Genomic DNA, 22,980 nt, shown 5'->3' with positions numbered 1-22,980 from the left:
CGGAGGATCAGACCTTGGCCGAACCGTTGACGGAACCGCCTGCGGAGCCGGTCAGCGCCGAGATCTGCACGTCACCGAGTCCCAACTGATCTGCCTTTTCGAGCAGTTCACCCAGCGGTCCGGTCCGATCCGGGCCCCCGGACTGCATCAGCTTCATGAGCAGCGCCGACACCGTCAGGTTCTGTACGTCGCCGGTCGACACCGAGCCGAGCATCCGGGTCAGGTCCTCCGGGAAGCTGGCGCTCCCGTCCAGCCAGGGCTTCGCGAGCGCCTGGGCGGTCTCGGAGTGCTGCATGAAGCCGTCGACTCCCTTGCCCAGAGCGATGGAGGAGACGAGCCGGTCGAAGAAGACGGTGTCCCCGCCGACGATGTTGATGTCGGCGTGCTCCAGGCCCGTGGCGAGCACCGTGGCCTGCGCCTCGGCGACCTGCCGCTGCACGTCGAGACCCGCCAGCCGGATCTCCTTCTCCGCCGCGAGACGCAGCCGGTACTCCTCGTGCCCACGCGAGGCGTTGTCGAGCGCGGCCATCGCTGCGGCCTTCTCGGTCAGGCCCGCCGCTTCCGCCTTCAGCTTCTCCCCGATCATCGCCGCGTCGGCGGTGGCCTGGGCGGCCGTCCCCTCGGCGACCGCGAGCGCCTTCAGCCTGGCCCCCTCGGCCTCCGCCTTCAGCCGGGCCCCTGCGGCCTCGGCCTCGGCACGGCCGGCCTTCTCGATGACGTCGGCCTCCTTGTCGCGTACCTGCACCTCGGCAAGTCCGGGCGCGGCGGCCTCGGCCTGGATGCCTTCGGCAAGACGCAGCTTCGCGCGTGCGTCGAGGTCGGCGGTCTTCAACCGGGCGTCCGCCAGCGTGAGTTGCTCGGCGGCGCGGTGGGTGGCCGCGGCCTCGGCGGCCTCGGCCGCCTTGATGTCCTTGACCAGCTTCTCCTGCGCCTCCGCCTCGGCCGCGATGATCACGGCCTGCCGCGTACGTTCGGCCTCCTCGACCATGCGGAGCTTCTTGATGGACTCCTCCTGCTCGGCGACCGTACGGTCCACCGCGATGCGCTCCCTGATCACCTCGGCGACCTCGCGGCGCTCGGCCTCGACCTCCTTGTCCTTGGAGATCGACGACAGGGCGGTCTCCCGCTCCCGCCCGATGACTTCGAGCATGCGGTCCTTCTCGATCCGCTCGTTCTCGACGGCGATGACGCGCTCGCGGTTCTTCTGCGCGACGGCGATCTCGCGGCCCTGGTTCTCGCGCTGGACGCCGAGCAGTTCCTCGGTGTGCAGGAACGCGCTCTGGGCGCCGAGGCGTTCCTCCTCCTGCACCTTGGACGTCGCGGCCTCCTCGCGCGCCCGCAGCGTCTCGACCTCCCGGCGCTGCTTGATCTCCGCCTCGGCCTGCCGGCGCTCCAGCTCCAGGATGGTCTCCCGGGCATCCACGTTCTGCCGGGTGATCTCCTTCTGCTCCGTCCGCTGGAACTCGTTGGTCTTGACGTGCTCGACAGCGGTCAGCTCGGTGATCTTCCGGATGCCCTGGGCGTCCAGGATGTTCGCGGCGTCCAGCTGCGTCATCGGGGTCTGTTCCAGGAAGTCGATGGCCGCGTCGTCGAGGTGGTAGCCGTTCAGATCCGTGCCGATGACGCGGATGATCTGGTCCCGGAACTCCTCGCGCTTGGTGTAGAGGTCGACGAAGTCGAGCTGCTTGCCGACGGTCTTGAGCGCCTCGGAGAACTTCGCGGCGAAGAAGTCCTGAATGGCGACCCGGTCGCTGGCCCGCTGGGTGCCGATCGCCTGGGCGACCTTGACGACGTCCTCGACGGTCTTGTTGACCCGTACGAAGAAGCTGATGTGGATGTCGGCGCGGATGTTGTCCTGGCAGATCAGGCCCTCGCGGCCGGTGCGCCGGATCTCGATCGTCTTGACCGAGATATCCATGTACTCGGCCTTGTGCAGTATGGGCAGGACGACCGCACCGGTGAAGGTGACATCGACCTTCTTCGTCTTGGAGATGATCAGCGCCCGGCCCTGCTCCACCTTTCGGAACAGCTTGCTGACGACCAGGATCAACGTGATGGCGATGAGCAGGACAACGGCGACGAATACGCCGATGCCCAGGGAAATGGCATCCATGGTGAAGTCCTAGAGGTGAAGGTGCGTCGATGGCCGACGGGTCGAGAGGGAAGGACGCCGAGGCTCAGGCGGAGGTCGTCCGAGGGTCGAGCGCCGAGTCGAAGGGCCCGACCCAGAAGAACTCGCCGTCCTCGTCATAGGCGTAGAGCAGAGCCGTGCTCCCGGAACGGAACACATCCCGCCCGTGCTGCCGGACCTGGACCAGTGCGGTCGAACCGTCCGTCGCGGCGACTTCGGCCTGACCGAAGTCGGCGGAGACCGAGCCCGTACGGATCGTGCAGGTCAGTCCGATGAAGTCGAGCCGGGACGGCGGCGGCAGATCGGGGAAGAGGCCCCGCAGCCGACGTACGAGAATCCGGGTGAAGGACCAGGCGAGCAGCAGCGCGGCGACCAGCACTCCCAGGTCCAGAGCGGCGCGGCCGGCGCCGGCCGCCCCGGAGCGGCGCACCAGAACCGAACCGGTGAAGCTCACGAACCACGCGGTACCGGCCAACAGCGAGACGGGAACGGTCACGGGCACCCCACCCGCCCCCAGAGCGCCGCTGTGCGCATGCCCGCCGAAGCTGTCGTGCTCGGCGACTCCGCACAGGACCAGCAGCCAGAAGGCCACGACCACGACCAGCGCGGCGCTGAAGAGAGCCGCGGGAAATCCGAGGGCCGCAGCGAGGAACTCACTCACCGGCTCACCCCCCTTCGTCGTGGGGTCCCGGTGCCAGGAACGTTTCCGCCTCCTGGCACCGGGACCGTCCCCCGTGTCCCCCTGGCACATCCTGGCAAGGACGGATACCCGTTCGCATTGCCGGAATCCGGCAGTCTTTATGCGTTCTTGATGCCGGATACTCTCGGACGACGACCGTCCGACCCTTCAGGAGAACCAGTGGCCGCAGACGGGGACATACCCGAGGAGTACCTCGACGGTTACGACCGCATCCTCACCGACGTCTGCGCGACCGGACGCCGGCTCACCCGCGGCGAACTGGAGTCGCGCCGGGCACTCGGCGAGCGGGCCGCCGAAGCCGGCTACGGACTGCGTGCCCTGGTCCGCCAGCACCTGACCATGACCAGGACCGCCTGCGCCGATCTGCCGCGCACCTCCTTCGGTCAACTCCTCGCAGCGGTCGACCAGGTGGTCGACGCCCTGGCCGAGGGCCACGAGCGGGCACAGTTTCTCGCCGTGCGCCAAGAGGAGGCTGCCCGACGGGAGTTCATCGACGATCTTCTCTACGGCCGCAGAGACCCCGGCAACCTCGCCGAGCGCGCCGAACGTTTCGGTCTGCTGCTCTCCCACACGCACGCCGTCGCCGTGGCCGAGGGCACGGAGGCGTACGACGACGCGCACGCCGTGACGCAGGGCGTGGAGCGGGCACTCTTCGGCCGCTTCGGCAACCGCCGGATCCTGTACGCCACCAAGGACGGCAGGCTCGTCTGCATCGCCCCGGCCGACCAGGACGACGTGCTCCTGCACTTCGCCAAGCAGGCGTACGAGCTGACCGGCAGCCGGATCGCCATCGGCCGCCCCCAGCCCGGCGCGGGCGGTGTCGCCCACTCGTACGAAGAGGCACTCAACGCCCTCGACCTGGCCGAGCGCGTGAACCTCGAAGGGCCGGTCCTGCGCGCCGCCGACCTGCTGGTCTTCCCCGTGCTCACCCGCGACCGCCAGGCCATGGCCGACCTCGTCCTCAGCGCCCTCGGCCCGCTGCGACAGGCCAGAGGCGGCCCCCAGCCACTCCTCGACACCATGACCGCCTACTTCGACTCCGGCTGCATCGCCGCCGAGGCGGCCCGCCGTCTGAACCTGAGCGTGCGCGCCTTCACCTACCGCCTGGAACGCATCCGCCAGCTCACCGGCGCCAACCCCGCCGACCCGGTACACCGCTACACCCTGCAGACCGCGGTCATCGGAGCCCGGCTGCTGGACTGGCCCGCCACAGAACTCTGAACCCCGGTTCCGTGCCCGAAAACGAGTCAGCGCCCGAGCCGACCGAAGTCGACCCAGGCGCTGCGTAGCAGGTCAGAGTGGGTGTAACCCGCCCACTTCCCGTAGACCGTGTGGGACTCGAACCCACAACCAATGGATTAAAAGTCCACTGCTCTGCCAATTGAGCTAACGGTCCGCGACTGTGCTCCCCCGAGCATAGCCGGACCGGAGCGCAGGGCCGATCAGGTATCAGGGGTCCAGGGGCTCCGGGGCTCCCTGATGGGACGCGACGCGCGCCTTTGTCCGTACATGATCAGGATTCAGGAACCAGCGGCGGGCCGACGCGAACCACCACGCCGCGGCGAAGCCGAGCACCGCGAGGACCGCCACCGGGGCGTAATTGAAGGTCTTCCAGGTCACCGGCGAGACCTGCGGCAGCATGAACAGCACCGTGATCACCGCGACCCAGACCACCGCGACGATCCCGACCGGCCGGGACCAGCGCCCCAGGTGCCAGGGCCCGCGCTGGAAGTCGTCGCCGCGCAGGAGGCGGAGCAGGGTCGGGATGACGTAGGCGATGTAGAGGCCGATGACGGCGATCGAGGTCACGGCGGCGTACGCGGTGACGTTGATCAGATACGGCAGCCCCAGCACCAGCGCGCCCAGCGCCGCCAGCCAGACGGCCGCGACGGGGGTACGCGTACGGGGGCTCACCGTGTGCCAGATGTGCGAGTACGGCAGGGCGCCGTCGCGCGAAAAGGCGTAGATCATACGGGAGTTGGCGGTGACGGAGGCCATCCCGCAGAACAGCTGGGCGCCGATCACCACCAGCAGGAGCAGCTTGCCGCCGGTGGCGCCGACCGCGTCCAGGAGGATCTGGGCGGGCGGGGCGCCGGTCGGGGATCCGAGCTCCTTGTCGTAGGACTGGATGGCGTACGTGAAGCCGAGGAGCAGGACGAAGCCCGCGATCCAGGACGTCCAGATCGACTGGACGATGCCGCGCGGCCCGGCCGTGGAGGCGTCGTGGGTCTCCTCGGTCATATGGGCGGAGGCGTCGTAGCCGGTGAAGGTGTACTGCGCCATGAGGAGCCCGATGAGGACGACGTAGAAGCCGCTGCCGAAGCCGGTGTTGTTCACGAAGTGCGTGAAGACGAACGACGTCGACTGGTGGTGGTCGGGGGTGAAGGTGAGCGCGGCGACGATCACGACGACACCGACGACGTGCCACCAGACGCTGACGCTGTTGAGGACCGCGACGATGCGCACCCCGAAGGTGTTGAGCAGCCCGTGCAGGATCAGGATCGCGGCGAAGAGCAGGATCGTGCGGCCCGGGGTGACCTTGAAGTCGAACTGGAGATTCAGATACGCGCCGAGGAAGGACGCCGCCCCGAAGTCGATGCCCGCGGTCACGGCGACCTGCCCGAGGACGTTGAACCACCCAGTGAACCAGGCCCAGGCGGCGGCGCTCCGCGGCGGGGCGAGGCGGTGGGCCCAGAAGTAGAGGCCGGCGGAGGTCGGGTAGGCGGAACAGATCTCGGCCATGGCGAGCCCGACGAAGAGCGTCATGAGGCCGACTCCGACCCAGCCCCAGGTGATGAGGGCGGGCCCGCCGGTGTTCATGCCGAACAGGTACATCGTCAGGCAGCCGGAGAGCACCGAGATGATGGTGAAGGAGACCGCGTAGTTGGAGAAGGCGGACATGCGGCGGGCGAGGACCTGGGTGTAGCCGAGTTCGGCGAGTCTTGCCTCGTCCGAGGGGCCCACGCGGGGATCGGGTGTTGTCATGCCCCCAGCGATTCCCTCGCTGGGGGCATGACATGCGCCAACTGGTGGCCTAAAACAGGGACTTGTAGCCCTTGTAGGCGCTGGAGATCAGGGTGCGTCCGCCGAAGGATCCCTTGCCGTTGCCGTCGTTGCGGAAGAGGTTCCCCGCGGTGTCGCGCTCGACGAGATCCGCCTTGCCGTCACCGGTCACGTCACCGACGCCGACGATGGCGTTGTAGGAGGTGCCCCAACTGGAGAAGACCTTCACCCGCGCGGCGAACTTCCCGTTGCCCAGGCCGTTGTAGCGCCACAGGCCGCCGGCCTTGTCGTGGCCGATCAGGTCCACCTTGCCGTCACCGGTGATGTCACCGACGCCCGCGATCTGCCCGTACACCTTCCAGTTGGTGAAGATCCGCACCCTTGCCGCGAACTTCCCGTCGGAACGACCGGCGTAGAAGTAGATGTCCCCGGTCGACGTCTGCCGAGCGATCAGATCCGCAAGCCCGTCACCATTCGCGTCCCCGGGCGACGTCAGCACGTCGTACTGCTGCCAGCCCGAAGCCCCGACCTTCACATACGGCGTCGAAGGCGTCACCGCCTTTCCGCAACCGGGCTTGTACGAACGCAACTCCCCCGAGGTGAATCGCACCAGCACGTCATTGCACCGGTCGCCGTTGAAGTCCCCGAAGGGCACCGCATACGCCGACGTCGGCCACCCGGTACCGGAGAGACCACCGGACAACTTCCCCGCACCATTGAACAGTTGATACGTCAGCCCGCCCGAACCATTCATGGTCAGCAGATCACCGACACCGTCCCCATTGGCATCCCGCCGCACCGCCGCGCCACCCCGCAGCGCCAACGACCCCGACTTCACCAGGGAGGCGCCCTGACCGTCGGCCGGCCTCGCCGTCAACGTCCAGGTGTACGTGCCGTTGGGCACGGGGTGGCCGGCCGAGGGAATGCCGTCCCACGAGGCCGTGATCAGCCCGCGTGCCTCGCCTCCGGTGAGCGTGGACACCGTAGTCCCCGTTGCCTTGTTGGCCAGTGTCAGCGTCCAGGAGTCCGCGGGCTTCGAAATCCACCAGCGCGGCGACCAGCCGGGGTAATTGTCCACGTTCAGCGTGGTCGGTACCGTCGCGTCGATCTGCGCGAGCGGAGCGGCCGCGACCCCGGTCGGCACGACACTCAGGCTCTGGTCCTCGCCCTCGTACGCGACCAGTGCACTGTACGGATCGGCCGCCCAGCCGACCCCCGGAACCGACGAGGCGGCCGTACCGCCCAGCAGACGCTCGACGGGTCCCGCAGCACCGGTCAGATCCGTGATGGACACCTTGCGGTCGCCGTCCAGGCGGGCCACGAACCCGTCGCCGATCCGTCCGGGGGTGTAGCCCGCACCGATGGCTGCGGCCTTGCCCGTGCTCAGGTCCACGGTCCCGGCCGAGTCCGGCTTCGTACCGCATTCCCAATAGAGGTGGCGGGCCGAAGCCTGGAGTGTGGAGACGGTGCAGGAGGAACCTGTGGCCAGGGTGCGGGTCACGGCGCCCGTGACCAGACTGGTCGCCGTCAGTCCGCCCCCGGTACCCGCCTGCCAGAGCGTGTTGCCCCAGAGCGCGGTGGCGCCCGCCGGGCCGGTGCGCACGACGTCGAGCGTGTCGAGGTCCCGCACTTCGGTGCGGGATGCGGTCGCGGTCCCGGTCGCGTAGGTGACGTAGTGGCTGGACACCGAGTCGATGGTCAGCCAGGTGGTGCCGAGGTCGCGCTGGAGGCCCGGCGCCTTGTGCGCGGTGTCGACGACGTGGAGCCGGGGACCGGAGCTTTCGAGGGTCGCATAGACCACTCGTCCGTCGACGGTGGAGTGGATCTCGGGGCAGCCCTGCGACGTCCGGCAGGCGGCTTGGTAGGTGACATCCAGGCCGAGGGAGCCGGCCGTCTCGACGGTGGGCGGACCGGACAGAGCCAACTTCCGGTCGTAGAAGGCGATCTGCGTGCCGTGCGGATCGGCTTCGTAGCTGTCGATCCTGCCTGCTGTGAGCGAGAACCGTTCGCTGTGCGAAGGCAACCAGGGGATGGGGTAGGGCTCGGTCCGTACGGGAGCACCATCCGCACCCGCGGTGAAGCGGTGCACGGCGTAGTCGCCGGAGGGCCCCGTACCCACGGCGATCAGGCTGCCGTCCGGTCCTGCCATCGCACGGTCCGCCGGTACGGCGTGCAGGGCGACGCTCGTCGCGCCGCTCGGCTCGATCGCGGCCAGTACTCCGCCTCCCACGTTCATCATGAGAACCCGGTCACCGACCAGGAACGACCGGGTGCCATAGGCCGTGGTGTTGGGCAGAGTGCGCGGAGCGGCCTGCAGATCCGCTCGGGGGAGGATGTTGACGGCACGCGCGACGACGTCGTACCAGGAGATGTAGTCCTTGGTGACCTGGAGGTTCTGCGCCCCCTGGGGGAGCGGCAGTTCGGTGAGCGCGGCAGTGTCGAGGTCGATGAGTCCGAAGTGCCAGACCGACGCGACCTGGTATCTCACGGCCACGCTCGTGCTGTCGCCGGTGCCGGCCGCCGCCGCGTCGACGGAGGTACAGGGCGCATCGCTGGGCACCCCGGTCACCTTGCGGTCGGTGAGGGCCGTCCCATCGAGCCGGAAAAGGTGGCACTCGCTCTTCCCTTCGGCCGAAAGGCCGGTGGCCAGCGCAGTGTCCCCGCGCATCACCCGGAGAGTGAACCCCTTCGGTAGCCGCATGGTCCGCTCGCCGCCGCTCACCGCGTCGACCAGCTGGATCTCCCCCGTATCGCCGCCCGGGTAAGCGATCACATCCGACGAGGTGTTGATGACGGACGAGTAGCCGACAGGCACAGCCCGCTCAGTCGTCACGCCGGTCGCGTAGTCGGTCCACACATGGCCTTGGCCGTTGACCTCCCAGTGCAGAAAACCGGTCTTCCCCGCAATCTCCGGATAGCCGATACTCACCGTACGCGTGGCCGGCTTGAGCACTGTCGGGGATGGCGTCGTGGACATGGGCGCATCCGCCGCAGCCGGACTGTCCAACGGGCCTGTCACCCCTGCGACCACTACCGCAAGAGCGACAGCAACGACACCACATCTGAGCTTGTGACGACGCATCAGAACCCCCACCAGGCCTCCCCAGACCCTTATGCCGCACCCCTGTGCGAGCAGCTCGCAGATTAGCAGCGGCGCACAGCGGAAGAGCCCCGCCCGATGCGGTGCATCGGGCGAGGCTCTTCCGGTCAATCAGTCAGCTGCGCTCAGCCGTTGCGCTTCCAGCGCGGCTTGTCGTCACGACGACCGAACGTGCCGGTGTTCGTGCCGGTCGTACGGCCCGCGGGACGGTCGCCGCTGCCGCCGGAGCGGAAGCCGCCACCCGTGGCCGGACGGTCGTCACGACGGTCGCGGTTGAACGGACGGTCGCTGCCTCGGTGACCCGCGGGACGGTCGCCGCCACGGTCGTCGCGGTTGAAGCCGCCGGAGGGACGGTCGTCGCGACGGCCGTATCCACCACTGGCACCACCCGAGGACGGACGGTCGTTGTCGCGGCGGAAGCCACCACCGGACGACGGACGGTCGTCACGACGCTGGAAACCACCCGAGGGGCGGTCGTTGTCGCGGCGGAAGCCGCCACCGGAGGACGGGCGGTCGTTGTCGCGGCGGAAGCCACCACCCGACGGACGCTCATCGCGACGGTCACGGTTGAAGCCACCGGAGGACGGGCGGTCGTTGTCGCGACGGAAGCCGCCACCCGACGACGGACGGTCGTTGTCACGACGGAAGCCGCCACCCGACGGACGGTCGTCACGACGCTGGAAACCACCACGGTCACCACCGCGGTCGTTGCCACCGCGGTAGCCCCCACGGTCGTTGTCGCGGCGGTCGCCACCACGGTCGTCGCGACGGCCGTAGTTGCCCCGCTCGTCACGGCGCTCTTCGCGTACGGGAGCAGCCTGCTCCGGTACGGCGACCGCTGCGGCGACCTCGGCCACTGCAGCCTCCGTCACCTCGGCGACTGCCGCCTCCGGGTCCTCGCCACGCTCGCGCGCGGCACGGGCGACCAGGCGGTCGGCCTCCGAGCGCAGCTCGGTGGCGCGGCGGGTGGCGCGCTCCAGGTCCTTGGTGAGCTGGGCGACCTCGCGCTCGGCCTGCTTGGCCGAGTTGTCGGACGCGTCGGCCTGGACCTCGGTGAGCGAACGGGCGCCGGTGATCTCGGCGACCTCCGGCTCGAACGCGCCGGCGCTCTGGATGATGTGGCGCGAGGCGTCGACGCCCGCGTCCTCCATCAGCCGGAAGATCTGGCGGCGCTGGTGCGGCAGCGACAGGGAGACGACGACACCGGACTTGCCGGCACGGGCGGTACGGCCCGAGCGGTGCAGGTAGTCCTTGTGGTCACCGGCCGGGTCCACGTTCAGGACCAGGTCGATGCCGTCGACGTGGATACCGCGGGCGGCGACGTCGGTGGCGACGAGCGTGTTGACGAAGCCCTTCTTGAAGTCCTCGAGGACACGCGTACGAGCACCCTGCGTCATGCCGCCGTGCAGCGCGTCGGCCTTCACACCGGAGTCGATGAGCTGCTCGGCGATACGGTCGGCGCCCAGCTGCGTACGGACGAAGATGATCGTGCGGCCCTTGCGGGCGGCGATCGCGGCCGTGACCGGCGCCTTGTCCTTCGGCTTCACGACGAGGACGTGGTGCGTCATGGTCGAGACGTTGCCCTGCGCGCTGTCGACCTCGTGCGTGACGGGGTTGGACAGGTAACGCTTGACCAGCGTGGAGATCTCGTTCTCCATGGTGGCGGAGAAGAGCATGCGCTGGCCGCCGCCGGGGATCTGGTCGAGCAGCTCGGTGACCTCGGGCAGGAAGCCCAGGTCCGACATCTGGTCGGCCTCGTCGAGTACGGCGATCTGAACGTTGGCCAGCGACGCGGCACCCCGGTTGAGGAGGTCACGCAGACGGCCCGGCGTGGCGACGAGGACGTCGACACCGCGCTCCAGGGCGTAGATCTGGTTGCTCATGGACGTACCGCCGCAGACGACCTTCATCTTCAGGCCGAGCACGTCGCCGTACGGCTGAAGCGCGTCCGCGACCTGCATCGCGAGCTCACGCGTCGGCGTGAGGATGATCGCGCGGGGCTTCTTCTTCTCGGTGGTGCCGCCGGCCAGCGAGGCCAGGGTCGGCAGACCGAAGGAGAGGGTCTTGCCGGAGCCGGTACGGCCACGGCCCAGGATGTCCTTGCCGGCCAGGGCGTCCGGGATGGTCGCGGCCTGGATCGGGAAGGGCGCGGTGACACCGTTCTGGGCGAGCTTGCGGACGATGCCCTCGGGCAGACCGAGGTCTCCGAAGGTGATGCCGGGCTCGTCGGCCTCGGCGGGCTCGGAAGCCTCGTCCTCGGCGACGATCTCGTCGGCGACGGTCTCGTCGGCCACGATCTCTTCGGCGACGACAGTCTCGACGGCCACGATCTCCTCGACGGCGTCGACGATCTCTGCGGCCTCTACGACGGCCTGCGCCTCGGCGACGACAATCTCGTCGTTCTCGGGCATGACGGTGTGGTCAGAACTGGAATTGGACATGCGAAATGCGAAACCTCTCGGAGTCTCGGCACGCGCCCATAACTCCGTGAATCGCAATTTCGACCGCCTCAATGCGGTCCAGCCACGGCAAGGGAGAGTACGCGCCACACGACGCTCTTCTTTTTCGGCGCCGGGCAATGGGATCAAACGATCTATAACCATACGCACCCTCCCCCCCTCATGGCAAACCGGACCCGCCTAACCGGCTCCCACCTGCGGCGATACCGGCGAGGCTGACGGTCCGGGAGGCGGACTGCTCGGCTCCGGGGTCGGGCTCGCGCTCGGTTCCTCGGTGGGCGGCTGCGAGGGCTCCGAAGGGGTCTCCGACGGAGCTCCGGACGGCGTCCGGGAGGGCGTCGGGTTCTTCGGATGGTGCGGCGAGGGCCCGGTGGACGCCGGCGCACTCCCCTGCGGGGACGCCAAGGGCGAAGGCGACCCGCTCGCGCCGTCCTGGCCCTTCTTCCCCGGTACGCGCCCATGACCGCCCGGCACCGAACCCCCGTCCGGCTCGGCGGCACCTCCCTGCGGCGAGGCGGAAGCCGACGAGGCGGGTTTGCCCGGATGGTCGCTCACGCTCATACAGCCGGCCGAGGCCAGCGCCGCCAGCGAGGCGACCACCAGTCGGGCAGGGACAGGCAACTGGCGCACAGGGCACCACCTCCGGGGACACGGGGGAGCGGATTCACCCTCCCAACTCCCTTTCCCCCGCCGGGGACACGCCCTGCGGCGTCCTACGACGCGACCAGCGAAGCCGCGAGCTCGGCCCCGAGGAACACCGACCCGAGCCCGACCAGCAGGGATGCCCCCACATTGGCCACCGCCAGGAACGTCCAGCCGCGCTCGGCCAGCCGCAGCGTCTCGTAGCTGAACGTCGAGTACGTGGTGAGCGCCCCGCAGAGCCCCGTCCCGAGCAGCGCGTAAGGCCCCGAGGAGACCGCGGCCCCGGCGAGCGCCCCGAGCACGAAGCTCCCGGCGGCGTTCACCGTGAACGTCCCCCAAGGAAAAACGGAGTCCTGCCGCGTCTGCACCGCCCGGTCCGTCAGATACCGCAGCGGCGCCCCGACCATCGCGCCGAAGACCACCAGCACCCAGTTCACCGCGCCACCCCCCGCACCCCGGCCACCCGCCGGGTCACCGAGGCGGCCAGCCAGACCGCACCCACGGCACCGGCGAGCGTCCCGGCCGCGTACGCCATCGCCGTCCCCGCCTCCTGCCGCGCGAGCAGCCGTGACACCTCCAGGGCGTACGTGGAGAACGTCGTGAACCCCCCGAGCACCCCCACCCCCAGAAACGGCCGCACCAGCGGATGCGTCGCGCGCCCGCTCTCGCTCACCAGCACCATCAGCACCCCGATGAGCGCGCACCCGACGACATTGACCCCCAGCGTCGTCCAGGGGAACGCCCCTGCGGCGACCGGCCACGCCAGCGACAGCCCGTACCGCGCACAGGCCCCGATCGCACCGCCCACCGAAATCGCCGCGAGCACCGCCCACTTGGCGCCGCCCGCGGTCTCCGCGCGCTGAGCGGCGACATGGAGATCGACGTCCGGATCGACAGCCTCGGCCTCCGCCTCGCTCACCCGTACCCCAGTGCGTGCAGCCGCTCGTCGTCGATCCCGAAGTGATGGGCGATCTCGTGCACGACAGTGATCTCGGTCTCCGCGACGACGTCCTCCCGGTTCTCGCACATCCGCAGCGTCGGCCCCCGGTAGATGGTGATGCGGTCGGGCAGCACACCCGCGTACCACTCCCCGCGATCCGTCAGCGGAGTCCCCTCGTAGAGGCCGAGCAGCTCCGGATCGTCGCTGGCCGGCTCGTCCTCCACGAAGACCGCGACGTTGTCCATCAACCGCGTCAGCTCAGCGGGAATGCGGTCGAGCGCCTCGCCGACCAGTTCCTCGAACTCCTCACGCGTCATCTCCAGCACGCGCCCATTGTCGGCCACGACCCCGCATGACCGCCTCACCGGCTGGGCATACGGGCCCAATGCGTGCCGCCGACGTACTCCGGCAAGTGACCGCCCGCCTCCACCACGCCAGGCCCGAACCCACCTCGGCCCTCACCCACCCCCCACACCCCTGGTCACGGGCGTTCGGCATGGTCGCAGTCGTGGTCCTCGGCGCCTGGATCGGTCTCCTGGTGGTCGGCAACGTCCGCACCCCGGTCGGCCCCATGGACACCACCATGACCCTGCGCCCCTCCCTCACCGGCGGCACCAAAATCAACGTCTCCCCCCTGGGCGCCCTGGAGCTCGACTCCCACACGGCCCCCATCCGCCTCGACGTGGACGTCGACCGCCTCGACCCGGTCCGCTCCGAGGTCCTGGTGCAGCACCCCGAACTCTTCTCCGGCCTCCAGTCCGAGATCGCCTCCGACGTCGAGCACGGCACCCTCGACCTCGCGCTGCGCTCCTGCGCCGCCGTGGTCATCGGCGCCACCACCCTCGGCCTCGCGGTCTACCGCCGCCCCCGCCCCGCCCTGGCCGCCGGCGCCCTGGCCCTCGCGCTCCTGACGGCCTCGGGCGTCTCCGCGTACGCGACCTGGAACCCCAAGTCGGTCCTGGAGCCGAAGTTCTCCGGGCTTCTCGCCTCGGCCCCCCAGGTGATCGGCAACGCCCGCTCGATCGTCACCGAGTTCGACGTCTACCAGCAGGAACTGGCCCGCCTGGTCACCAACGTCACGCGCCTGTACGACGCCACGTCCACCCTCCCCGCCTACCGGCCCGACCCCGCCACGATCCGGGTCCTGCACGTCTCGGACATCCACCTCAACCCGGCCGCGTGGCAGATCATCGCCTCCCTCGTCGACCAGTACGACATCGACGTGATCATCGATTCCGGCGACACGATGGACCACGGCAGCGCGGCCGAGAACCGCTTCCTGGACCCGATCCCGACCCTGGGCGCCCCCTACGTCTGGGTTCGCGGCAACCACGACTCCGCCGAGACCCAGCGCTACCTCTCCCGCCTCAAGAACACCCACGTCCTGGACAACGGCAAGGCGGTCACCATCGACGGGCTGCGCATCGCGGGCACCGGCGACCCCCAGTTCACCCCGGACCGCTCGACCGTCCCCGGCGGCGCGACCGCCGAACAGCTGGCCGGCCTCAACCTGGCCGCCGACCTGCGCGCCCAGCGGCTGGCCGGCACCCCTGTCGACATCGCGGTCGCACACGAGCCCGCCGCGGCCCGCGAAACGGACGGCACGGTCCCCCTCGTCCTCGCCGGCCACGTCCACCACCGCGAGACCGACGTGCTCAAGCTCGGCACCCGCCTCAAGGTGGAAGGCTCCACGGGCGGCGGCGGCCTGCGCGCCGTACAGAACAAGCACCCCGAGAAGATCCTCGCCTCGGTCCTCTACCTGGACCGCACGACCAAGCGCCTGCAGGCCTGGGACGAGATCACCCTGGGCGGCCTGGGCCTGACAACAGCCGAGGTCAGCCGCCACCTCCCGGACGACAACCAGCCGTGAGCTCCCGGCATCTATTCGGTTTGGACCTGCCCCGGCGCCCGTGTAAAGTCTTGCCGTGCCCCAGGGCGCAGGTCAGAGCCTGACCATCCCGTAAACCCTCACAGGTCGCGGGAGAAGCAGAACCTTTCGAGGGGAAGCGCGCTCGGAAGCAAGGCACTAGTGGCCAGTTAGCCCCCATCGTCTAGTGGCCCAGGACGCCGCCCTTTCAAGGCGGTAGCACGGGTTCGAATCCCGTTGGGGGTACGCAAAACCGTGTGAGACACTAGTCGCGCACAACAGCATGGTCCTGTGGAGCAGTTTGGAGTGCTCGCCACCCTGTCAAGGTGGAGGCCGCGGGTTCAAATCCCGTCAGGACCGCTGCGGATCGCAAGACCCGCGTGGCTGGGTAGCTCAGTTGGTACGAGCGATCGCCTGAAAAGCGATAGGTCGCCGGTTCGATCCCGGCCCCAGCCACAGAGACAGAAGGCCCCGACCACCGGTCGGGGCCTTCTGCGTGTTCCGTACGTACGACATGCGGGCCCCTCTCACGCCGCCGGCTCTCCTGCCGCCGCCGCGTGCGCCGCCGCCGACTGGCGTTCCCGTCCGCCCGGGTGGCGGTGGCGCCAGGTCCAGAAGACCGCACAGGAGACCAGCGCCCAGCCCGCCAGCACCAGGAACGGGAAGAAGTGCTGGTGGCCGCCGAAGTAGACGGCCGTGTGCTGGGCGTTGACCGAAGCGCCCGGCGGGAGCCACTGGCCGATACGGCCCAGTGCCGAGGGCAGGAGCGGCCAGGAGACCGCGCCGCCCGACGACGGGTTGCCGAGGAGCACCATCAGGCCCCAGGTCGGGATCATCGCCCAGCGGCCCAGCAGGGTGTTGAACATCGTGAAGACCATGCCCGACGTGAACATGGTGAGCGACAGGATCATCCAGGACTCCACGAACGGCAGATCCACCGCGCCCAGCAGCCAGTCCACGACAGCCGCGACGACGAACCCGCCGAGCAGGGCGTACGCGATCGTGAAGGCGATGCGTTCCGCCGGATTGAGGCCACGGGCGTGGACGGAGAGCTGGATCGCGCCGACGAAGCCGATGATCACCGCGGCGAGCGAGATGTAGAAGATCGCGAGGCCCCGCGGGTCGCCCTTCTGCAGCGGCCGTACGTCCTTGACCTGAATGGGGGTCCCGGTCGCCTTGGCCACCTGCGCCGCCGACTGGGTCAGCACCTGCGCGACGCTCTGACCGGAGGCGCTGGAGACATCGAGCCGGACGCGGTCCGCGCCCACGTCGACGACCGCGAAGACCTTCTGCTGTGCCACGCCTTCCCTGGCCTGCGCGGCCGTCCCGTACACCTTGAGCTTGAGCGAGGCGTCGAGGGCCTTCTCCATCCCGCCGATGAACTCCTTGCCGCGCGGGGAGTCGTACGCACCGACGACGGCGGTCGGGATCCGGTGCGGGGTCGGATTCGCCATGAAGTACGTGTACGAACCGGCGAAGAGCCCCGCCGCCGCGGCCAGGATGAACACCAGCACGGTCGCGGGCAGGAACGGGGACTTCTTGAAGGCGTCCCAGTGCTCACCGCTGGTCGGCTTCCTGGCATGCGCGCCGTGGTGCGGTTCCGAAGGGGGCTGGGACTCGGGCGGCGGCTCGGGCGTCTCGTCGGGCATGAAAACACGCTAAATCAGTCTCAGCGGACATACACATGCAAAACGAACCGCCAAATCCGTTCGCCACGCGTCATCGCCGGGTGAGATCCTGGATCAGGTATGTCTACTTCCTTCGCTGATCTCCAGGCCACGCTCGACGAGGCGTCGCTGCGCGATGCGCACCGGCTCGGCCGACGCCTCGAGGGCGCCCGCCGTATCCACAAACCCGAGGCGCGCCAGGCCGTCCTGGACGAAATCGCCGCCGAGGCGGAGAAGTCCGCCGTACGGATGCGGGCGCGGCGGACCCGCATGCCCGCGATCACGTATCCCGAGCAGCTCCCGGTGAGCCAGAAGAAGGACGAGATCGCCGACGCGATACGGGACCACCAGGTCGTGATCGTCGCGGGCGAGACCGGCTCCGGCAAAACGACGCAGATCCCGAAGATCTGTCTGGAGCTGGGGCGCGGGGTCCGCGGGATGATCGGGCACACCCAGCCCCGCCGGATCGCCGCCCGTACGGTCGCCGAGCGCATCGCGGACGAGATGAAGACGCCGCTCGGCGAGGCGGTCGGCTGGAAGGTCCGGTTCACCGACCAGGTCAACCAGGACTCCACCTTCGTCAAGCTGATGACGGACGGCATCCTGCTCGCCGAGATCCAGACGGACCGCGAGCTGCGCGCGTACGACACGATCATCATCGACGAGGCCCACGAGCGGTCCCTGAACATCGACTTCCTGCTCGGCTATCTGGCTCAACTGCTCCCCAAGCGCCCGGACTTGAAGGTCGTCATCACCTCGGCGACCATTGACCCGCAGCGCTTCTCGCGGCACTTCGGGGACGCCCCGATCGTCGAGGTCAGCGGGCGTACGTATCCGGTGGAAGTCCGCTACCGCCCCCTCCTCGAAGAGGACGCGGACGACAGCGACCGCGACCAGATCACCGCGATCTGCGACGCCGTCGTCGAGCTCCAGCACGAGGGCCCCGGCGACATCCTGGTCTTCCTCTCCGGCGAGCGCGAGATCCGCGACACCGCGGACGCGCTGGAGAAGAAGAAGCTGCGGATGACCGAGGTCCTCCCCCTCTACGCCCGTCTCTCGCACGCCGAGCAGCACCGCGTCTTCCAGCAGCACACGGGCCGACGCGTGGTCCTGGCGACGAACGTCGCCGAGACCTCCCTCACCGTCCCGGGCATCAAGTACGTCATCGACCCGGGCACCGCCCGTATCTCCCGCTACAGCCACCGCACCAAGGTCCAGCGCCTGCCCATCGAGGCGGTCTCGCAGGCGAGCGCCAACCAGCGCAAGGGCCGCTGCGGCCGTACGTCCGACGGCATCTGCATCCGCCTGTACTCCGAGGACGACTTCCTCACCCGCCCGGAGTTCACGGACGCCGAGATCCTCCGTACCAACCTGGCCTCCGTCATCCTCCAGATGACCGCTGCAGGCCTCGGCGAGATCGAGAAGTTCCCCTTCATCGACCCGCCGGACCACCGCAACATCCGCGATGGCGTCCAACTGCTGCAAGAACTGGGCGCGCTGGACCCGAACGAAAAAGACCCCAAGAACCGCCTCACCCAGCAGGGCCGCAAGCTCGCCCAGCTCCCCGTCGACCCGCGCCTGGCCCGCATGGTCCTGGAGGCGGACCGCAACGGCTGCGTACGCGAGGTCATGGTCATCGCCGCCGCGCTCTCCATCCAGGACCCGCGCGAGCGCCCCTCGGAGAAGCAGCAGCAGGCCGACCAGAACCACGCCCGCTTCAAGGACGAGACGTCCGACTTCCTCGCCTTCCTCAACCTCTGGCGCTACGTCCGCGAGCAGCAGAAGGAGCGCGGCTCCTCCAGCTTCCGCCGGATGTGCAAGCAGGAGTACCTCAACTTCCTGCGCATCCGCGAGTGGCAGGACATCTACGCGCAGCTCCGCTCGGTCGCCAGGACCATGGGCATCCACATCAACGAGGACGATGCACCCGAGCAGTCGGTCCACACCTCGCTCCTCGCCGGTCTGCTCTCGCACATCGGCCTGAAGGACGCCGAGAAGAACGACTACCTGGGCGCCCGGAACGCCAAGTTCGCGATCTTCCCCGGCTCGGCGCTCTTCAAGAAGCAGCCGAAGCTCGTGATGTCGGCGGAGCTGGTGGAGACCTCCCGGCTCTGGGCGCGCGTCAACGCGAAGATCGAGCCCGAGTGGGTCGAGCCGCTCGCCCAGCATCTGGTGAAGCGCACGTACAGCGAGCCGCACTGGGAGAAGGACCAGGCGGCCGTGATGGCGTACGAGAAGGTGACGCTGTACGGCGTCCCGATCGTCGCCCAGCGCAAAATCAACTACGGCCGGATCGACCAAGAGGTCTCGCGCGAACTTTTCATTCGCAACGCCCTGGTCGAGGGCGACTGGCGTACGCACCACAAGTTCTTCTCCGACAACCGCAAACTCCTCACCGAGGTCGAGGAGTTGGAGCACCGCGCACGGCGCCGCGACATCCTCGTCGACGACGAGACGCTCTTCGACTTCTACGACCAGCGGATCCCCGAGCACGTCGTCTCGGGGGCGCACTTCGACTCGTGGTGGAAGAAGAAGCAGCGTGACGAGCCGGAAGCCCTCGACTTCGAGCGCTCGATGCTCATCAACGAGAAGGCCGGCGCGGTCACCAAGGACGACTACCCGGACTCCTGGCGCCAGGGAAAGCTGAAGTTCCGCGTCACGTACCAGTTCGAGCCGGGCGCGGACGCCGACGGCGTCACCGTCCACATCCCGCTGCAGGTCCTCAACCAGGTCACCTCCGAGGGCTTCGACTGGCAGATCCCCGGCCTGCGCGAGGAAGTGGTCGTCGAGCTGATCCGCTCCCTCCCCAAGCCGATCCGCCGTCACTACGTCCCGGCCCCGAACTACGCGACCGCCTTCCTGGACCGGGCCGTGCCCCTCCAGGAGCCGCTGCCGCTCACGCTCGCCCGCGAGCTCCAGCGGATGGTCGGAGTCCCGGTCACGGACGAGGACTTCGACCTCACCCGGATCCCCGACCACCTCAAGATCACCTTCCGGATCACCGACGAACGCCGCCGCAAGCTCGCCGAGGACAAGGACCTGGAGGCGCTCAAGGTCCAACTGCGCCCCAAGGCCCGCCAGGCGCTCTCCCAGGCGGCCGCGGCCACCGCGGAGGCCGGCGGCGGCGAGTCCATCGAGCGCACGGGCCTCACGGCCTGGACGCTCGGCACGCTCCCGCGCCTCTTCGAGACGCGCAGGGCGGGCCAGCCGGTCAAGGCGTACCCGGCGCTGGTGGACGCGGGCGAGACCGTCTCCGTACGGCTCTACGACACCGAGGCCGAGCAGCAGCAGGCGATGTGGCGCGGCACCCGCAAGCTGATCATGCTCAACATCCCGGTGAACCCGGCCAAGTTCGCCTCGGACCGCCTCACGAACCAGGCCAAGCTCGCCCTCTCCCGCAACCCCCACGGCTCCGTACAGGCCCTCTTCGAGGACTGCGCGACCGCTGCCGCGGACAAGCTGATCGCCGACCACCGCGGCCCGGCCTGGGACGAGGAGTCCTTCCGCAAGCTGTATGACAAGGTCCGTACGGATCTGGTCGAGCTGACCATCCGCACGGTCGACCAGGTCCAGCAGATCCTGGCCGCCTGGCAGGCCTGTGAGCGCCGCCTGAAGTCGACGAACAGCCTGACGCTGGTCGCCAATGTCCAGGACGTACGCACCCAGTTGGCGGCCCTCGTGAAGCCGGGCTTCATCACCGCCACCGGCCTGCGCCGCCTCCCCGACCTGATGCGCTACCTGGTGGCCGCCGACCGGCGCATGCAGCAGATGCCGACGGCCGTGCAGCGGGACACCACGCGTATGGAGAAGGTCCACGAGATGCAGGACGAGTACGCCTGGCTCCTGGAGCAGATGCCGCAGGGCAGGCCGGTCCCGCGGGAGGTCCTGGACATCCGCTGGATGCTCGAGGAACTGCGGGTCAGCTACTTCGCGCATGCGCTCGGAACGGCCTATCCGGTCTCCGACAAGCGCATCGTGAAGGCCATCGACCAGGCGGTGGCGGGGGCCCGCTGACCCCTTCCGTATCGAGTTCGACCGGGGCCCCTGACCTGCTGTACAGTCTGTCTCGCAGCCAAGCGAACATACGGCGGCAAGCAAGGTCCTGTGGAGCAGTTTGGAGTGCTCGCCACCCTGTCAAGGTGGAGGCCGCGGGTTCAAATCCCGTCAGGACCGCAAGATCGGAAGGGCCCGCATCTCATCGGATGCGGGCCCTTCTGCTGTCCAAAGGCCCGGATCCCCTGGATCCGGGCTTTCTTGCGTCTTGACCCCGCCCGGTGCCCGGCGGTACCCCGGACATCAGGGATGCAGCGGGAGGGGGACCTATGACGGCGTCCGCACACCGGCACGAGACACGCGCGCTCCTCCGTGCCCATCTGGCGGCCTCCGTGGGGCGTCGACACCTCACCAGGCACTGCCCGGTCTGCCATCGCCTCCTGCGCCTCGCCATGGAGCCGCCCGCAGCCGGCGCCGCACCCAGGGCCGCGCGGGACCAAAGTCCCCCGGCGAAGTGACCAACGCCTGCCCACAGCCCGGTTTTTGGGTGGCAGGCTCGGTTTTGGCAAGAGTCGTGCCGTGTGACGGGTGTCACGGGATGAGTTTTGGGAACCGGTGAACTTACCCCCTCCCTACAACAGGCCAATTTAATATGTGCAATTGCACTCCCGTGTGGAGCTGACCGCAGAGTCAGGAGCGGCCGTACCGAGGCCCGGCACCCAGGGACCCCACAGCAGTCCCAAAGAGTCCCCACAGCGGTCCCCAACAGGGCACAAAAAAGATCGCGCTGGACCCGGCGGAGTCCAGCGCGATCAATGACGTTCTACGACGCGGCCCGTTGGGGCAGGCGAGCGTCAGGTGGAGCTATAGATGGACGATCCGGGCTGGGGGACCCGAATATGTCCGTTTTCAGTCCCTGTTAAGGGATGTTCAGGCCTCGCTGCGCTGCTGCGGAATACCCGCGAGCAGGGCGCGTACCTCTGCTTCGCGGTACCGGCGGTGTCCACCCAGCGTGCGGATGGACGTGAGCTTGCCCGCCTTGGCCCAGCGGGTGACCGTCTTCGGGTCCACGCGGAACATCGTGGCAACCTCAGCCGGGGTCAGCAGCGGCTCGGCATCAGGGGTGCGAGCGGTCATGAGCGGCCTCCTCGGGAAAACCGAACCTTCTCGGTTCATTCCTCTAAATTCTGCACCTTGACCCGCGTTGCCCGAAATGGCAGACACGGGCCGAGTCGGTTATAGGACGAACGGCTTGTCCTCGGCACTACAACTACACCATCCGTCCAGCCGCGTCGGCCAAACCGATGGAATTGCCCTCTGAGGTGTTCAACAGCGGCGGAACGCCGATGGACCATGCCATAGCGGACAGTCACGCCACAGTGACGATCAGTCACACGGTGATCAGGAGTCATCAGAACCCCCAAAGAGTGCAATGCCGAGCTTTCCCCCCAAAGTCGGGCGGAAGGAGCCCTCCCCGGGCTCCTTGTCCTATTTTGGCACGAGGGTGGGGGATGGGCGCAAGGCCCTGGTTAGTGCGGTCCGTCACGCTTGAGGCAAAGGCCCGGTTCAGGACCTAGGTCCCCCGTGTACCGGGTTCGACCGAAGTCGGTACGGCCTCAGTTGGAAAGTTGACGCTCCCGGACCGCCCGCCACCGGTCCCCCAGCCGTGCGTACGCCGCATCCGCACCCTCACTGTCCCCCTCGCGCAGCGCGGCGACCGCCGCCGCGACATCCGCGGCCGACCGGTCCTCGGCGAGCTCCGCCTCGGGCAGGACATGCACCAGGCCGCCGTAGTCCAGCTCGACCAGGGACCGGGGGTGGAATTCCTCCAGCCACCGCCCGACGTCCACCAGGCCCTCGGTGAGCGGCCCTTCCTCAAAGTGTTCTCTCAGCGTCTTCAGGGCGCGGGCGAGACGCCGCCGCGCCTGCACCATCGGCGTCCGGTAGCGCAGCACAGGGGCGGCCTCCCCCTCCGACTTGGCGTACTCCCGCTCCTCGTCCTCGAAGAGCGCGAACCACCGCACCGGCACGTGCCAGACCGTCGTACGGATCCAGGGCCGCGCGTCCGGGTTCCGCTCCAGCCACCGCTCGTAGTCCGCGGCCGCCTGCCGGCGCACCACCGGCGGCAGTACGACATCGAGCACGGGCTGCGGATACTGCCCGTCCAGCTCCCCCAGAGCCAGCCAGCTCCGCAGCCGGGTCCGCCACGGGCAGACGCACACCACCCCGTCGACCAGTGCCACGAAAGCGTCCGCGCTCTCGTGCACGGGGACGGCGACCGGCGGCGTGGGCAGCAAGTCGGCCAGGGCGGACCGCAGTTCGTCCTGGGCGGTCGGCAGGTCGGCCCGCCGGGCGTAGCGCGCCCAGTGGGCGCGTTCGGGCTCGGGGAAGGCCGAGAGCGGCTCGTACACCCGCAGATAGGACGTGTAGGGAACGATCACCGAGGACACCACCGCCATGGACCGAATCGTCCCACGC

Annotated in this window: 15 protein-coding genes and 5 tRNA genes; 8 read left to right on the top strand and 12 right to left on the bottom strand. The window is 68.9% G+C overall.

What is annotated here, in order from left to right; translation table 11 throughout:
• Positions 1-7: 7 nt before the first annotated feature.
• Positions 8-2,113, bottom strand: coding sequence for a flotillin family protein (locus AB0H78_RS04190; protein WP_363232653.1), 2,106 nt, complete (start codon positions 2,111-2,113; stop codon positions 8-10).
• A gap of 64 nt (positions 2,114-2,177) precedes the next feature.
• Entirely contained in the window at positions 2,178-2,792 is a 615-nt protein-coding gene (locus tag AB0H78_RS04185; RefSeq protein WP_363232652.1) for a hypothetical protein, read from the bottom strand.
• Between the two features lie 198 nt (positions 2,793-2,990).
• On the opposite strand from AB0H78_RS04185, the gene AB0H78_RS04180 reads away from it, so the two are divergent.
• Positions 2,991-4,052, top strand: a complete 1,062-nt coding sequence (locus AB0H78_RS04180) for a helix-turn-helix domain-containing protein (protein ID WP_363232651.1) — start codon at positions 2,991-2,993, stop codon at positions 4,050-4,052.
• A gap of 102 nt (positions 4,053-4,154) precedes the next feature.
• Here AB0H78_RS04180 and AB0H78_RS04175 read toward each other — a convergent pair.
• The 7 genes from AB0H78_RS04175 to AB0H78_RS04145 form a co-directional block, all read right to left on the bottom strand.
• Positions 4,155-4,227, bottom strand: a tRNA-Lys gene (locus AB0H78_RS04175).
• Positions 4,228-4,280: 53 nt separating this feature from the next.
• Positions 4,281-5,816 (bottom strand): amino acid permease, encoded by a 1,536-nt coding sequence (locus AB0H78_RS04170; RefSeq protein ID WP_363232650.1) that lies wholly within the window; start codon positions 5,814-5,816, stop codon positions 4,281-4,283.
• Positions 5,817-5,865: 49 nt separating this feature from the next.
• Entirely contained in the window at positions 5,866-8,811 is a 2,946-nt protein-coding gene (locus tag AB0H78_RS04165) for an FG-GAP-like repeat-containing protein (RefSeq protein WP_363232649.1), read from the bottom strand.
• A 248-nt stretch (positions 8,812-9,059) separates the two neighbouring features.
• Positions 9,060-11,375: a DEAD/DEAH box helicase gene (locus AB0H78_RS04160; protein WP_363232648.1), complete on the bottom strand. Its 2,316-nt coding sequence runs from the start codon at positions 11,373-11,375 to the stop codon at positions 9,060-9,062.
• A 731-nt stretch (positions 11,376-12,106) separates the two neighbouring features.
• Positions 12,107-12,472 (bottom strand): CrcB family protein, encoded by a 366-nt coding sequence (locus AB0H78_RS04155; protein ID WP_363232647.1) that lies wholly within the window; start codon positions 12,470-12,472, stop codon positions 12,107-12,109.
• The gene (gene crcB / locus AB0H78_RS04150; RefSeq protein WP_363232646.1) at positions 12,469-12,954 is read right to left on the bottom strand and encodes a fluoride efflux transporter CrcB; all 486 of its coding nucleotides are present in this window, start codon (positions 12,952-12,954) and stop codon (positions 12,469-12,471) included. Before crcB ends, AB0H78_RS04155 begins: the two co-directional genes overlap by 4 nt.
• Positions 12,951-13,301: a metallopeptidase family protein gene (locus AB0H78_RS04145; protein WP_363232645.1), complete on the bottom strand. Its 351-nt coding sequence runs from the start codon at positions 13,299-13,301 to the stop codon at positions 12,951-12,953. The genes crcB and AB0H78_RS04145 overlap by 4 nt, the downstream gene beginning before the upstream one ends.
• Positions 13,302-13,360: 59 nt before the next feature.
• On the opposite strand from AB0H78_RS04145, the gene AB0H78_RS04140 reads away from it, so the two are divergent.
• The 4 genes from AB0H78_RS04140 (at position 13,361) to AB0H78_RS04125 (ending at position 15,298) form a co-directional block, all read left to right on the top strand.
• Positions 13,361-14,845, top strand: coding sequence for a metallophosphoesterase (locus AB0H78_RS04140; protein WP_363232644.1), 1,485 nt, complete (start codon positions 13,361-13,363; stop codon positions 14,843-14,845).
• A 170-nt stretch (positions 14,846-15,015) separates the two neighbouring features.
• A tRNA-Glu gene (locus AB0H78_RS04135) sits at positions 15,016-15,088 on the top strand.
• Positions 15,089-15,127: 39 nt separating this feature from the next.
• A tRNA-Asp gene (locus AB0H78_RS04130) sits at positions 15,128-15,202 on the top strand.
• Between the two features lie 22 nt (positions 15,203-15,224).
• Positions 15,225-15,298 (top strand) — tRNA-Phe (locus AB0H78_RS04125).
• Between the two features lie 71 nt (positions 15,299-15,369).
• On the opposite strand, the gene AB0H78_RS04120 is transcribed toward AB0H78_RS04125, so the two are convergent.
• Positions 15,370-16,491, bottom strand: coding sequence for an ABC transporter permease (locus AB0H78_RS04120; RefSeq protein WP_363232643.1), 1,122 nt, complete (start codon positions 16,489-16,491; stop codon positions 15,370-15,372).
• 99 nt (positions 16,492-16,590) lie between these two features.
• On the opposite strand from AB0H78_RS04120, the gene hrpA reads away from it, so the two are divergent.
• The 3 genes from hrpA (at position 16,591) to AB0H78_RS04105 (ending at position 21,020) form a co-directional block, all read left to right on the top strand.
• A complete protein-coding gene (gene hrpA, locus AB0H78_RS04115) occupies positions 16,591-20,523 on the top strand; it encodes an ATP-dependent RNA helicase HrpA (RefSeq protein WP_363232642.1) in 3,933 nt (1,310 codons plus the stop codon).
• An 84-nt stretch (positions 20,524-20,607) separates the two neighbouring features.
• Positions 20,608-20,682: transfer RNA gene (locus AB0H78_RS04110), tRNA-Asp, on the top strand.
• A 149-nt stretch (positions 20,683-20,831) separates the two neighbouring features.
• Positions 20,832-21,020, top strand: a complete 189-nt coding sequence (locus AB0H78_RS04105; protein WP_363232641.1) for a DUF6274 family protein — start codon at positions 20,832-20,834, stop codon at positions 21,018-21,020.
• A gap of 412 nt (positions 21,021-21,432) precedes the next feature.
• Here the strand turns inward: AB0H78_RS04105 and bldC are convergent, their stop codons facing one another.
• Together bldC and AB0H78_RS04095 are read right to left on the bottom strand one after the other, a co-directional pair.
• A complete protein-coding gene (bldC, locus tag AB0H78_RS04100) occupies positions 21,433-21,639 on the bottom strand; it encodes a developmental transcriptional regulator BldC (protein WP_003949541.1) in 207 nt (68 codons plus the stop codon).
• A 479-nt stretch (positions 21,640-22,118) separates the two neighbouring features.
• On the bottom strand, positions 22,119-22,961 hold the full coding sequence (locus tag AB0H78_RS04095; protein ID WP_363232640.1) for a hypothetical protein: 843 nt from the start codon (positions 22,959-22,961) through the stop codon (positions 22,119-22,121).
• Between the last annotated feature and the right edge of the window lie 19 nt (positions 22,962-22,980).

The organism is Streptomyces sp. NPDC050738, from assembly GCF_040654175.1.
Lineage (GTDB): Bacteria > Actinomycetota > Actinomycetes > Streptomycetales > Streptomycetaceae > Streptomyces.
The sequence above is the reverse complement of the archived record's forward strand: the minus strand, read 5'-3'. Positions and strand labels throughout refer to the sequence as shown.

Bases quoted from the DNA above. Each gene is read 5' to 3' on its own strand.
- AB0H78_RS04190 (WP_363232653.1), bottom strand. From the start codon at position 2,113: ATGGATGCCATTTCCCTGGGCATCGGCGTATTCGTCGCCGTTGTCCTG.
- AB0H78_RS04170 (WP_363232650.1), bottom strand. From the start codon at position 5,816: ATGACAACACCCGATCCCCGCGTGGGCCCCTCGGACGAGGCAAGACTC.
- AB0H78_RS04165 (WP_363232649.1), bottom strand. From the start codon at position 8,811: ATGTCCACGACGCCATCCCCGACAGTGCTCAAGCCGGCCACGCGTACG.
- AB0H78_RS04160 (WP_363232648.1), bottom strand. From the start codon at position 11,375: ATGTCCAATTCCAGTTCTGACCACACCGTCATGCCCGAGAACGACGAG.
- AB0H78_RS04140 (WP_363232644.1), top strand. From the start codon at position 13,361: ATGCGTGCCGCCGACGTACTCCGGCAAGTGACCGCCCGCCTCCACCAC.
- AB0H78_RS04120 (WP_363232643.1), bottom strand. From the start codon at position 16,491: ATGCCCGACGAGACGCCCGAGCCGCCGCCCGAGTCCCAGCCCCCTTCG.
- hrpA (WP_363232642.1), top strand. From the start codon at position 16,591: ATGTCTACTTCCTTCGCTGATCTCCAGGCCACGCTCGACGAGGCGTCG.
- AB0H78_RS04105 (WP_363232641.1), top strand. From the start codon at position 20,832: ATGACGGCGTCCGCACACCGGCACGAGACACGCGCGCTCCTCCGTGCC.
- bldC (WP_003949541.1), bottom strand. From the start codon at position 21,639: ATGACCGCTCGCACCCCTGATGCCGAGCCGCTGCTGACCCCGGCTGAG.
- AB0H78_RS04095 (WP_363232640.1), bottom strand. From the start codon at position 22,961: ATGGCGGTGGTGTCCTCGGTGATCGTTCCCTACACGTCCTATCTGCGG.